Below are 12,621 nucleotides of genomic sequence, written 5' to 3'. Positions count from 1 at the left end.
CTCTGACCTCTAATTTAATCAGGTAACGTGACTATGATGCATTGCCCGTTATGCCAGACCGCAGCCCACGCCAAAAGCAGCCGCTATGTTTCAAAAGAAACAAAAGAGCGTTATCACCAGTGCCAGAACATTAATTGCAGTTGCACATTCAAAACGCTTGAGTCTGTTGCAGGGATCATTGTTTCGCCCGGTCAGATAAATAAAGTACCCCTTTACTCCAACCAACAACATCAACCCTCCCTACTCCACTAATCCAGCCCGCGAAAGCGGGCTTTTTTCTATCAAGCTGAAAGTCAGTTATCTTGTTTTATATGGGCAGAATTGAGCCGTAGACGCAATGTAGTCATTTTGTAGTCACTTTCTGATTAACAGAAACGACAAATGCAAAAAAACCGCCCTTGGGCGGTCACGACATCACTGCTTATTGCTTTGATTTTATTCGGTTTTTATCGGTAGATAAATATGGTGCCCGGGGCGGGACTTGAACCCGCACGACCTTACGATCGAGGGATTTTAAATCCCTTGTGTCTACCGATTTCACCACCCGGGCAGGGTGTAAAGTGGAGGCGCGTCCCGGAGTCGAACCGAGGTGGACGGATTTGCAATCCGCTGCATGGCCACTCTGCCAACGCGCCTTTTAATCTGATGTGCATTCCGTTACTGAAACAGAGTGCTAAATCTGGAGCGGGAAACGAGACTCGAACTCGCGACCCCGACCTTGGCAAGGTCGTGCTCTACCAACTGAGCTATTCCCGCATATTCTTATTACTATCAAACTTACTGATTTTATTCAGCTTTTAGCAAACTCGCTGCCGTTCGATGCGATGCATTCTACTGAACTGGCGCAATGAGTCAATAGAATTATCCACACAGTGCGTCCGTTTGCTGCTTTTTAAATCGCATCGATCATCGTTCGAACAAATCGCCACGCGCTGCGTTCAAATATTGATACATTGACCAGAATGTCAGCACCGCTGCGATATACAACGCGACCACACCAACGCCAATCACCGTGGCATCATGTCGCCACAACAACGCGACCAGAGACAACATCTGCGCGGTGGTTTTGACTTTGCCGATCCAGGAGACGGCCACGCTGCTGCGCTTGCCAATTTCTGCCATCCACTCACGTAACGCAGAAATAATGATCTCACGGGCAATCATGGTGGCTGCGGGTAAGGTTATCCACCAGGAGTGGAAATGCTCCGCCACTAACACCAGCGCGATTGCCACCATAACTTTGTCTGCCACAGGATCGAGAAATGCACCAAAACGTGTGGTTTGCTTCCAACGACGTGCCAGGAAACCATCAAACCAGTCAGTGACCGCAGCGACCACAAAAATAAGCGCGGTGACGAACGGCGCCCAGTGAAATGGCAGATAAAATGCCAGCACAAAGAAAGGAATCAGGACAACTCGAAACAGGGTCAGATATGTCGGAATGTTAAATTGCATATGCCAGTAACTGTCTGGTATGGGTAGAATTTAACGTATGTTCCTACATTGCCCCCCCTGTTTCAATGTTAGTGTTTAAGGGAATAGTAGATTTTTTCTGCCAGGGCGAAAGAAATGCCCGGCACCCTGGCAATCTCTTCGACACTGGCATTCATCAGCGGCTGTAGGCCCCCCATGTACTTAAGCAACTGCTGACGCCGTTTTGGCCCAACGCCCTCGATGCTTTCCAGTGCGCTGGTATTCTTAACTTTGGCTCTTTTTTTACGGTGACCCGAGATCGCATGATTGTGAGCATCATCACGAATATGTTGAATCACATGCAGCGCGGGTGAGTCCGGCGGCAGCGATACCCCCTCTCCTTCAGCTTCGAAAAACAGCGTTTCCAGACCCGCTTTACGATCGCTGCCTTTTGCCACACCGAGTAGAATCGGACGATCTTTATCCCAGGGCACATCCAGCTCGGCAAACACCTGTTTCGCCTGCGCCAGTTGTCCTTTACCACCATCAATCAGGATCACATCCGGTATTTTCTCTTCTTCTAGCGCCTTACCGTAGCGGCGGCGCAATACCTGATTCATTGCGGCGTAATCATCGCCAGGCGTAATGCCTTCAATGTTGTAACGCCGATAATCACTGCGTAACGGGCCGTTGCGATCGAACACGACACAAGAGGCAATGGTTTGCTCACCCATCGTGTGACTGATATCGAAGCATTCCATGCGATTGATCTGATCCAGTTCCAGGAACGCCGCCAGAGCCGCCAGACGCTGCTGAATCGTTGAATGCTGTGATAAGCGAGTTGTTAGCGCGGTCGCCGCGTTAGTACGCGCCAGTTTGAGATAGCGAGCCCTGTCGCCACGCGGTTTGCTTTGGATATTGACTTTGCGTCCCGCCATTTCACTGAGCGATTCCGCCAGTAATTCGCGATCCGGAAGACTGAAATCCAGCAAAATCTCTGCCGGTAAGGTTCGTGCCTCACTGCCTTGCAAATAGAACTGCCCCAGAAACGTTTGCACGACTTCCGCCAGTTCAGTATCAGCCGGGACTTTGGGAAAGTAACTGCGGCTTCCCAGCACTTTACCCTGACGAATAAACAATACGTGCAGACAGGCCATACCTGCATCGTAGGCGACGCCCATCACATCCAGGTCATCTCCCTGATTAGAGACAAACTGCTTCTCCGTGATACGACGTACCGCCAGAATTTGATCACGTAAACGTGCCGCTTCCTCAAAACGCAGCGCCTGACTGGCAGCCTCCATCCTTTTTACCAGTTGATTTAATACCTGGTCATCTTTGCCCGCCAGGAACAGCCGCACATAATCGGTTTGCTGGGCATACTCTTCCTCACTGACCAAACCGGCGACACAGGGGCCGAGGCAACGACCAATCTGATATTGCAGGCAAGGTCGCGAGCGATTGCGGTAGACGCTGTTTTCACACTGACGAATCGGGAACACTTTCTGCAACAGCGCCAGGGTTTCACGCACGGCATAGCCGTTGGGAAACGGGCCAAAGTATTCACCTTTGGCATGTTTCGCCCCACGATGCATCGCCAGTCGTGGATGGCTATCGCCGCTGAGAAAGATGTAAGGATAAGATTTGTCATCACGCAACAGCACGTTGTAACGCGGCTGGTAAAGCTTGATGTAGTTATGCTCCAGCAACAGCGCTTCCGTCTCGGTGTGCGTCACAGTGACATCGATTTGCTGAATGTTACTGACCAGCGCTTCGGTTTTGCGACTCCCCACCTGTGTACGGAAATAGCTGCTAAGGCGTTTTTTGAGGTCTTTGGCTTTACCAACATAGATCACCGTGCCTGTCGCGTCATACATACGATAGACGCCGGGCTGACTGGTCACGGTGCTGAGAAAGGCTTTTGAATTAAAAACGTCACTCACTACTGATTAACGGCTCCGCATTAAACAGGCCATGTCGTATGGCCAGATGCGTTAACTCCACATCGCCACTGATGTTCAGCTTGCTGAACATACGATAACGGTAGCTGTTAACGGTTTTCGGGCTGAGGCTAAGCTGTTCGGAAATCTCCGTCACTTTCTGCCCACGCGTGATCATCAGCATAATCTGCAATTCCCTTTCAGACAAACAACTGAAGGGCGATTCGGCTTTCTGCGGCTCAATCTGGCTGAGCGCCATCTGCTGAGCAATATCAGAAGCAATATAGCGCTGCCCTGCATGTACTGAACGAATAGCGCTGACAACTTCCTGTGGCGCGGCTCCCTTACTCAGGTAACCCGCAGCACCGGCCTGCATGACTTTCGCTGGCAGCGGATTCTCCGTATGGATGGTCAGCATGATAATGCGGATATCCGGGTTGTAACGCATGATCTTACGCGTAGCTTCCAGACCGCCAATGCCAGGCATGTTCATATCCATCAGCACGACGTCCACCGGATTGTTACGGCACCACTTCACCGCATCCTCACCACAAGCCACTTCCCCGGCAATTACCAATCCCTTCATATCTTCCAGTATGCGACGAATACCAACGCGTACCAGTTCATGGTCATCAACAAGAAGCAAGCTGATCAACGGGACGTACTCCGCAGGTTAGTGATGGGGGAATATATTTCAGGAGGCTTATCTTACCGGGTTTTCCGGTGAAAAAACATCGTCTGGGGAGATAAATCCTGGTTGAAATGACACACATCAAATAGATGTTAAGGACCACGTATTTTTAGTCATCAGCGATATCATGCGAGAATAAAAAAGTAAAATAATGACTAATATCATTATGTTATAATTTATGCGTCGCTTCGCTTTTTCCACGCCCTGCTTTAAATAAATAATCGCTTCCGTCATTATTTATTGACGATAAATACAGCAATTTCTCATTCCATTTCTGACATGAATTTCTGATTTCAGTGCTAATAAATTCTTTTGACAACCCTATGATATACTCTGTTTTTCGTGCACAGGAAGAATGTGTCAAGACCATGCAACACAACCAGGGAGTCAATTATGAGTGATGAAGACTTTGCAACTTCGCAGGAAACGCAGAAGCTGGCGGATGAAGTCGCCTGTCTGAAAATGATGGTGACACTGATTCTGAAAGGGATGGGCCAGGCTGATGCCGGAAAAGTGATCATCAATATGGAACGTTATGTGCAAACGTTAGGGGAAAAACCGCAGGCTGAAGTGTTCAGCAACACCATTCGCCAAATCAAAACCGCCTACCGCCAGTAAGCGGTCTGCCCCGCGCCTGATGCGCGGGGAGATTTAACCGTGCGACTGCCAGTTAACGGACACGCCCAATGTTGGCAGCACCTCTTCAGGGCTGAAGCGACGTGTACCCCGGTACTTTTCAGCCAGCGCCGGTTGCTGAACCGGAATACGAATGGCGAACAGGTTGTCCTCAGACTGAATCAGCCCCGGCGACAACGGTTCATAGACCACCCGATGTTGCTCAAACATTTTCTCCAACATCGGCGTAGCGGAACTGATAAGAAACTCGATCCCGCTCAATTCAGCGAGCTGAACCGAATGCCAGAGGATATTTAGGGGCAACTCTGCATCCACTTCCAGTCGGGCGGAAAAACGCGACATCTCCCAAACTTTTTCATGACTAAAAGGCAAAATTAACCCCTCGGTCATTTCGGGTTCTTGCCACGGCATTAAACGCGCACAACCACAAATGCCCTGCCGCGCGTTCCAGGCAATCATCCAGGTCACGTCTGAGCGATCGAAACGATCATACTCCTGGCCCGGGGTGCTCAAGCGGGGTGGAATTGACCAGCCTTCACCGCGCGCAAATACGCTGTAGCGATAGGTTCCCAATTCGGCCAGCAGAGAGGACGGCATATCCTTTAACTGGGTTTGAATTATTTTCATCATGCGCCCCTGACATCCCCATGTTTGCAATGATTTTTATGTGCGCCAGCCTGGCAAAGTTCCGGCGCAGGGTAGACAACTGGCTTCAGGCTGGGAACTACTAAAATTAGTAGTTGCCTTTTTGCTATATCAGTCCAATTGCTGCGGCATAACAGGCAATTTGCGTTTTATTGGAAACATTAAAGCGCTTTTGCATATTCTTTTGGTGGAAGTTCACCGTGTGTTCTGAAATCGCTAAAATAAGTGAAATTTCCGCAGAGGTTTTCCCTTCTGCCGTCCATTTCAAAATTTCCAGCTCCCTCTGACTGAAATCATTAGATAAAATCACCATAGCGTTATCGTTGAGGCGTTCCAGGACACGCAGGCTCAGTTCCGCCAGAAAGTGTAGTTTCACTTCCAGCTCAACACGTAAGTGCTGGGTCTTACTCTGTTGCTTAGATGCAATAGATAATATACCAATGGCACGATTTGATGCCATTGCCGAGCAGGAAAATCCACTCAAGAGGCCGTAAGCGTTCGCTTCTGCCCATAAATTACCCGCACCGGTAAACAAATCGCGCGTCCACTCCACCCCACGTCCTGGCTGCTGACAAAGTAGCAGCACCGGATCGACGGCAAAATAGTTCTCACTTTCGTAGTGTTTAACCCAGTTTTCCGGATACGTGCTGAACAAAAAAAGTCGTGGCCGGGTAAAGGGCACCGGATGCTGGATCAAAAAAGCAAAGTGATCAAAACCCAAGTTTTCAACGTGTTTCTGTAAAAGCGGTTTCAATTGCATCACGGCCGTCACCGCCTGAAATTGAATTTCGGTCTCGCCTCGCCAGACGAAATAATTATCGGTCGTCATTATTGCCTCAGCGTCTTGCAACGCTCTTGCGCCTTGTTATTCGGTCCGGTTAACACAAAAATTAAATTAACTAGAGAAAAAATATTGATTGAAAGAGATCCAACCACCCGCCGCAATCTTAAACATCCGGCGCTCAATGTGTTACCACAATGGAATGGATTGAGCTTTCAAATCTTTGTTAACACCATCACAACTTTTAATGCGACGGAGGTTTAGAATAGGATTTTTCTGATGTTGTTTCAATATCCCCATTCATTGAAAATTTTCAATACTGTGATAAGCGTTGAGCATCGTCATTAACTGAAATCGATTGTTTACAGTGTTTTAACCTTAATCTCTCGGTTATTTTATGCCACATTTCCCCATCACTTTATTCTTAATCCCATTTATTTCTGCCATGTGGTGGCTTTTTCACCCCTCGCAGTGATTCCAGTCAGGCACGTTTCCGGCTACTCTTTAGCTGTGAGCAGCGTAGCACGCAACGGTGATTTGCAGGGGAAGACAATGCCGCAGCCGGGCTGACCGCATTGTCGCGCGTATTCGAGAAGCTAAGCGGGACTGACTATGTTGAACCAGTTGGCATTACCTTTCCTTGTTCTGGGTGGCTGCACCGCCCTGATGATTTTAAAAGACCTCTTCCGCCACCCTCACCCGGTCGCGGTGATGAATATCATTTGGCCATTAACCGGGCTATATATGCCTTTCGTTGGTTGGCTGGCCTGGTGGTATCTGGGAAGAAAACCTTCCCGCCAGGTAAAACTTGCCCTGCTGGTTCCTCAAAAATTACATCGCAACGCAGGCTGGCAAACCATCTTTATTTCGACTTCCTTGTCAGCCGCAGCCTGTATATTTGGCAATATAATGACAATCCCGATAATCACCTTACTAAATCAGTTCGCCATTAATCCGGCATTGTGGCTTGAGGCAATTATTTGCGTTGGGATTTCGTTATTGATGGGCTTATTTTTTCAATTTCTGGCAATTCGACAACGTGAAAAACGTTCATTTGGCCGTGCGTTATTATTAGCCCTGAAAACTGAAGTCTTTCCCTTGTTGATTTATCAATTAGGTATCTTTCTCTTTATGGGATTGGCGCTGAAATTTGTGCTAAATCAGCAAATCAATCCACTGTTGGTCGGCTTCTGGTTTATGTTGCAACTTGCCATGATGATTGGCTTTCTGTTTTCCTGGCCGGCTAACCACTTCCTGATTAAACGTGGATTGAATCCCGCGGTGTAAACTCAGCGACAATAGCCGCTTCCGCGCATGCCAAAATGAAAATGGCTGGCATGCGCGGCATTGTAATCAGGGCCAAGCGCATTGCCGAAGTTGGCACAACCATTCTGCCATAGCGCATGTAATGCGGCTGAGGCGTCCTGCGGCTGTTGCCAGTGCTTCTCCACCCGTAACCAACGTCCGTTCGCCAGTTGAAATCCCGTAATATCCCAGGCATCTGCCGTCGCATGCTCGCTTAAACGTCCCTCCTGACGATGATAAATATTGCGACAGGCATAACTGCCAACATGCGCAATACGCTGCAATGGACTGTTGATCCCTGCCTGTTGTAACTCCGCCTGGCTTTGCACTACATACATCGTACTTGCCACTGCCAGTGGGCAGCTGGCGAGAAAACTGCTGCTGAGCATCACCGCACCAAAACTGCTAACACGCAGTGGCTGCGCCAGCGGGCATGCCCCTTGCCGTGTGGGTTCCTCACTGAACTGCACCTTGCCACTCCGCTGCGCCCGGCGCATCACATCCAGACAAGCAGCAGGATCACCTGCCAGTCGTTTGATTTTGTAACGCGTCAACCAACCCGGTGGATCGGTCACGGCTAGCGGGGTAAAGGGATTCCAGCCCGGCGGCAGATGCTGTAGCAACCACGGCAGACTCCACCAGCCAGCAAGCACCAACAAAATAATCATTAGCAATATGCGCATAACACCCCTCTGGTCATACCGCGAGTATCACAAAGGTAGCTGCTCATAGCAGGAGGAATGGACGATACGCACTGAAACTGCTGACTTTTTACCCATACTGACGGAAGATTGTACTGTGTAAATATTTACTGACAGAGCAAAGCGCGTAAAAGGTCACAGTTGTTAAAAAACAATTACCGAAAGTTGCTGCTGTTCCACTATCTTATGCCATCTCACAACGTGCAACAGCACGTTATCTAACAGCCAGCAGAGCTGACACGACATCAAGACAGGAAAGAAATCTTTATGGTTGACCAATCTAAAGAGGCGCTGCTTAGCGCTGAGCAGCCCGACAAGCTGCAACGAAATCTGCACAATCGCCATATTCAGTTGATCGCCATTGGCGGAGCCATCGGTACCGGATTATTTATGGGCTCAGGTAAAACCATCAGCCTCGCCGGCCCCTCGATCATTTTCGTCTATATGATCATCGGATTTATGCTGTTCTTTGTGATGCGTGCAATGGGTGAGCTACTGCTCTCCAACCTGGAATATAAATCCTTCAGTGATTTTGCCGCCGACCTGCTTGGCCCCTGGGCCGGGTATTTCACCGGCTGGACCTACTGGTTCTGTTGGGTGGTTACCGGCATCGCCGATGTGGTCGCCATCAGTGCCTATTTTCAGCTCTGGTTCCCTGACTTCTCGATCTGGATGAGTGCCCTGCTCTGCGTCTTCGTTTTTCTGACGCTGAATATCGCCACCGTGAAACTGTTTGGTGAAATGGAGTTCTGGTTCGCCATCATCAAAATTGTCGCTATCGTTGCGTTGATCATCACCGGTGTGGTGCTGATCGCCATGCACTATCCCTCCCCTGGTGGCGGCACTGCCTCACTGAGCAATATCTGGGATCATGGTGGCATGTTTCCAAAAGGCTTGAGCGGCTTCTTTGCCGGTTTCCAGATTGCGGTTTTTGCCTTTGTCGGCATTGAACTGGTGGGTACGGCTGCGGCGGAAACCCATGATCCCCACAAAGTATTGCCCCGCGCCATCAATGCGATTCCGCTGCGCGTGATTATGTTTTACGTGTTGGCGCTGATGGTGATTATGGCGGTAACACCCTGGAACCAGGTACTGGCCGACCGCAGCCCGTTCGTAGAAATGTTTGTTCTGATCGGCCTGCCTGCCGCCGCCAGCATCGTCAACTTTGTGGTGCTGACGTCAGCTGCCTCCTCCGCTAACAGCGGCATCTTTTCCACCAGCCGGATGTTGTTTGGCCTGGCAGAACAAGGGGTTGCGCATAAGGCATTTGGACGTTTATCCGCTCGCGCTGTACCGACCACCGGCCTGTTCTTTTCCTGCCTGTGCCTGCTTGGTGGCGTCGCGTTGATTTATCTGATTCCGGATGTGATGACGGTGTTCACACTGGTGACCACGGTGTCAGCGATTCTGTTTATGTTTGTCTGGACCATCATTCTGTGTAGCTATCTGGCTTACCGTAAACAACATCCACAACGTCACGCTGAATCTGCCTTTAAAATGCCGCTGGGCAAATTCATGTGTTGGGTGTGTATGGCATTCTTCGCCTTTGTACTGGTGTTGCTGACCCTCCAGGAGGATACCCGTCAGGCGTTGATGGTAACGCCGTTGTGGTTTGTCATCCTGACCATGGGCTGGTTACTGCGTCGTCGTAAAGCCTGATATCCCTGAAAAAATTAAGGCCCGATCATCGGGCCTTAATTTTAATCATCTTTCCTGCAACGTCCTCAGTGCCCTCTCCGGTTTAACGCACGCGGATACCTTCTATGATCATGCGCTGCACGTTATCGACGGTCTGCTCAAAGAACGCGGGATCATTCAGCGTCTGCCCGGTGATAGCCTCAACCTGCGAGGCGAAATCGGCGTAATGCTGGGTGGTTGCCCACAGCAGAAAAAACAGATGCTGTGGCCGTACGCCCGCCAACCGTCCTTCCGCGATCCACTGTTCAATGATCGCCGCCTTTTCATCCACCAGCGTTTTCAAATCGCCCGCCAGTTCACCTTTCAGCAGAGGAGCACCTTGTAACATCTCCAGGCAGAACAGGCGTGACGCCTGAGGGTGGTCGCGTGAGACTTCCAGTTTCAGGCGGATATAGCGGCGGATCGCGGTCAGTGGCTCCTGATCGTGGCGCAGTGCGCGCAGCGGAGCCAGCCAGACATCCAGAATCTCTTTCAGTACCGCAATATAGAGGGCTTCTTTTGAGGGATAGTAATAAAGCAGATTGGTTTTTGACACATCGGCACGCTCGGCCACTTTATCGAGACTGGTGCCATGAATACCGTATTGCGAAAAGAAGGTCAGCGCCGCTTCAAGAATCGCCGCCCGTTTTGCCGCAACCGCGCGTGACCGACGCGTGGGCTTTTTTTCATCGCTTTTCACACTGTTACCTCATCCATCCTGCGTAGAGGCATCATAACAAAGGCCTCCGCTCCTGCCTAATAATGACCCTGCACCTTTTTTGACCACTCACGCATGAAAAATGTGCAGATTGTTTTGACCGGATGGTCCAAAACGGACCACTCAATCCAATTTATCTTAAGCGTCATTTTTAACACATTGTTATATATGGCATTTAAAAATGTGGCACAGGCTTTGCAATTTTGTGAACGAGCGCCGCCGGCAGGGAGCAAGCAGGACGCAACGCAGCGCGTGAAACAACCCCCGTTCTTTGCTGAGAGGTTTCACATGAAAATTGGCGTCTTTATCCCGATTGGTAACAATGGCTGGTTAATCTCCACCCATGCCCCCCAGTACAAGCCGACTTTTGAGCTGAACAAAGCGATTGTGCAGAAAGCGGAGCACTACCATTTCGACTTCGCGCTTTCGATGATCAAACTGCGCGGCTTCGGCGGTAAAACCGAGTTCTGGGACCATAACCTCGAATCCTTCACCCTGATGGCCGGACTGGCGGCGGTGACTTCGCGTATTGAAATCTATGCCACCGCCGCCACCCTGACGCTGCCACCGGCGATTGTGGCGCGCATGGCCTCGACCATCGACTCAATCTCCAATGGCCGCTTTGGCGTCAACCTCGTGACCGGCTGGCAAAAGCCAGAGTATGAGCAAATGGGCCTGTGGCCCGGTGATGACTACTTCGCCAGTCGTTACCAATACCTCACCGAATACGTCACCGTGCTGCGAGATTTATGGGGCAATGGCCAGAGTGATTTTAAAGGTGAGTTTTTCACCATGAATGACTGCCGCCTCAGCCCGCAGCCGCAAAAACCGATGAAGGTGATTTGCGCGGGACAAAGCGATGCCGGGATGGCGTTTTCTGCCCAGCACGCTGACTACAACTTCTGCTTCGGCAAAGGTGTTAACACGCCAACCGCCTTCGCCCCGACGGCCGCACGCATGAAACAGGCTGCCGACCAGGCAGGCCGCGATGTCGGTTCCTATGTGCTGTTTATGATCATCGCCGCAGAAACGGATGAAGCCGCACGCGCCAAATGGGAGCACTACAAAGCCGGGGCTGATGAAGAGGCCCTCGCCTGGCTGACCACGCAAAGCCAGCAGGACACGAAATCCGGCAGTGATACCAACGTGCGCCAGATGGCCGATCCCACCTCTGCGGTGAATATCAATATGGGCACGCTGGTCGGTTCTTATGCCAACGTGGCACGAATGTTGGATGAAGTTGCAGAGGTAGAAGGAACCCAGGGTGTGCTGCTGACTTTTGACGATTTCCTGCAAGGAATCGAAGAGTTTGGTCAATTTATTCAGCCCTTGATGCAGTGCCGTCATGCTTTGATTGAATCGCAGAAGGAGGTTGCCTGATGAATACCGTTGTTTGCGCCCATACCTCGACTTTACCGCAGGTCACCTTGCCAGCCCGCCCGGAAGCGATCGCCTTCCCCCCTGCGCAGAGCGCGTTGATTGTGGTGGATATGCAGAACGCCTATGCCACCGAAGGCGGCTACCTCGATTTGGCGGGTTTTGATGTCTCCGCCACTAAACCGGTGATCGCCAAAATTCACCAGGCGGTGACCGCTGCCCGAGCAGCAGGCATCCAGATCATCTGGTTTCAGAATGGCTGGGATAACCAATATGTCGAAGCGGGCGATGCCGGTTCACCCAACTTTCACAAATCCAATGCGTTAAAAACCATGCGTAAACGCCCGGAATTGCAGGGCACGTTGTTGGCGAAAGGCGGCTGGGATTATGCGCTGGTGGATGAACTGGTGCCGCAACCCGGTGATATCGTGCTGCCTAAACCGCGCTACAGCGGCTTTTTCAATACCCCGCTCGACAGCATGCTGCGCAGCCGTGGCATTCGCCATCTGGTGTTTACCGGCATCGCCACCAATGTCTGCGTGGAATCGACGCTGCGAGATGGCTTCTTCCTGGAATATTTTGGCGTCGTGCTGGAAGACGCTACCTATCAGGCTGGCCCGCCCTTCGCCCAGCAGGCAGCCATCTTTAATATCGAAACGTTTTTCGGTTGGGTCAGTGATACCGAGACGTTCTGTGAAGCATTAAAAGCCTGATATCCCGATAATTTTCACCTGCAA

General features: G+C 50.7%; 13 protein-coding genes and 3 tRNA genes. 6 read left to right on the top strand and 10 right to left on the bottom strand.

Features of this window, described 5'->3' with window-relative positions; all coding sequences use genetic code 11:
• Nucleotides 1-33 precede the first annotated feature (33 nt).
• A complete protein-coding gene (locus AC6I8T_RS07320) occupies nt 34-252 on the top strand; it encodes an ogr/Delta-like zinc finger family protein (protein WP_497833641.1) in 219 nt (72 codons plus the stop codon).
• 211 nt (nt 253-463) lie between these two features.
• Here AC6I8T_RS07320 and AC6I8T_RS07315 read toward each other — a convergent pair.
• The 6 genes from AC6I8T_RS07315 to uvrY all read right to left on the bottom strand — a co-directional run bounded on the left by AC6I8T_RS07315 (nt 464) and on the right by uvrY (nt 4,008).
• Nucleotides 464-550: transfer RNA gene (locus AC6I8T_RS07315), tRNA-Leu, on the bottom strand.
• Between the two features lie 11 nt (nt 551-561).
• Nucleotides 562-635: transfer RNA gene (locus AC6I8T_RS07310), tRNA-Cys, on the bottom strand.
• 45 nt (nt 636-680) lie between these two features.
• Nucleotides 681-756: transfer RNA gene (locus AC6I8T_RS07305), tRNA-Gly, on the bottom strand.
• A gap of 150 nt (nt 757-906) precedes the next feature.
• Nucleotides 907-1,455: a CDP-diacylglycerol--glycerol-3-phosphate 3-phosphatidyltransferase gene (gene pgsA, locus AC6I8T_RS07300; RefSeq protein ID WP_208725162.1), complete on the bottom strand. Its 549-nt coding sequence runs from the start codon at nt 1,453-1,455 to the stop codon at nt 907-909.
• Nucleotides 1,456-1,523: 68 nt separating this feature from the next.
• Nucleotides 1,524-3,356 (bottom strand): excinuclease ABC subunit UvrC, encoded by a 1,833-nt coding sequence (gene uvrC, locus AC6I8T_RS07295; protein ID WP_021182673.1) that lies wholly within the window; start codon nt 3,354-3,356, stop codon nt 1,524-1,526.
• On the bottom strand, nt 3,349-4,008 hold the full coding sequence (uvrY, locus tag AC6I8T_RS07290) for a UvrY/SirA/GacA family response regulator transcription factor (RefSeq protein WP_013508586.1): 660 nt from the start codon (nt 4,006-4,008) through the stop codon (nt 3,349-3,351). The genes uvrC and uvrY overlap by 8 nt, the downstream gene beginning before the upstream one ends.
• Before the next feature lie 429 nt (nt 4,009-4,437).
• Here uvrY and AC6I8T_RS07285 point away from each other — a divergent pair, with 429 nt between their 5' ends.
• Complete coding sequence (locus AC6I8T_RS07285; protein WP_013508585.1) at nt 4,438-4,662, top strand: DUF2594 family protein; 225 nt, start codon at nt 4,438-4,440, stop codon at nt 4,660-4,662.
• Between the two features lie 33 nt (nt 4,663-4,695).
• On the opposite strand, the gene AC6I8T_RS07280 is transcribed toward AC6I8T_RS07285, so the two are convergent.
• Both AC6I8T_RS07280 and AC6I8T_RS07275 read right to left on the bottom strand, forming a co-directional pair.
• Nucleotides 4,696-5,307 (bottom strand): acyl-homoserine-lactone synthase, encoded by a 612-nt coding sequence (locus tag AC6I8T_RS07280; protein ID WP_497834280.1) that lies wholly within the window; start codon nt 5,305-5,307, stop codon nt 4,696-4,698.
• A gap of 124 nt (nt 5,308-5,431) precedes the next feature.
• Entirely contained in the window at nt 5,432-6,154 is a 723-nt protein-coding gene (locus AC6I8T_RS07275) for an autoinducer binding domain-containing protein (RefSeq protein WP_021182671.1), read from the bottom strand.
• A 564-nt stretch (nt 6,155-6,718) separates the two neighbouring features.
• Here AC6I8T_RS07275 and AC6I8T_RS07270 point away from each other — a divergent pair.
• Nucleotides 6,719-7,393 carry a DUF4396 domain-containing protein gene (locus tag AC6I8T_RS07270; RefSeq protein ID WP_021182670.1) on the top strand — a complete coding sequence of 225 codons (675 nt, stop codon included), beginning with the start codon at nt 6,719-6,721 and terminating at the stop codon, nt 7,391-7,393.
• Between the two features lie 2 nt (nt 7,394-7,395).
• Here AC6I8T_RS07270 and AC6I8T_RS07265 read toward each other — a convergent pair whose 3' ends face one another.
• Complete coding sequence (locus AC6I8T_RS07265; protein ID WP_208725161.1) at nt 7,396-8,094, bottom strand: extensin-like domain-containing protein; 699 nt, start codon at nt 8,092-8,094, stop codon at nt 7,396-7,398.
• Nucleotides 8,095-8,379: 285 nt separating this feature from the next.
• On the opposite strand from AC6I8T_RS07265, the gene cycA reads away from it, so the two are divergent.
• Nucleotides 8,380-9,771: a D-serine/D-alanine/glycine transporter gene (gene cycA / locus AC6I8T_RS07260; protein WP_497833640.1), complete on the top strand. Its 1,392-nt coding sequence runs from the start codon at nt 8,380-8,382 to the stop codon at nt 9,769-9,771.
• Nucleotides 9,772-9,853: 82 nt separating this feature from the next.
• On the opposite strand, the gene rutR is transcribed toward cycA, so the two are convergent.
• Nucleotides 9,854-10,489 (bottom strand): HTH-type transcriptional regulator RutR, encoded by a 636-nt coding sequence (gene rutR, locus AC6I8T_RS07255; RefSeq protein ID WP_021182667.1) that lies wholly within the window; start codon nt 10,487-10,489, stop codon nt 9,854-9,856.
• 306 nt (nt 10,490-10,795) lie between these two features.
• Here rutR and rutA point away from each other — a divergent pair, with 306 nt between their 5' ends.
• Both rutA and rutB read left to right on the top strand, forming a co-directional pair.
• Nucleotides 10,796-11,887, top strand: a complete 1,092-nt coding sequence (gene rutA, locus AC6I8T_RS07250; RefSeq protein WP_021182666.1) for a pyrimidine utilization protein A — start codon at nt 10,796-10,798, stop codon at nt 11,885-11,887.
• On the top strand, nt 11,887-12,597 hold the full coding sequence (rutB, locus tag AC6I8T_RS07245) for a pyrimidine utilization protein B (protein ID WP_021182665.1): 711 nt from the start codon (nt 11,887-11,889) through the stop codon (nt 12,595-12,597). The genes rutA and rutB overlap by 1 nt, the downstream gene beginning before the upstream one ends.
• Nucleotides 12,598-12,621 lie beyond the last annotated feature (24 nt).

It is taken from the genome of Pantoea sp. X-Soil-OKNW-556 (assembly GCF_059730695.1).
The sequence above is the reverse complement of the archived record's forward strand: the minus strand, read 5'-3'. Positions and strand labels throughout refer to the sequence as shown.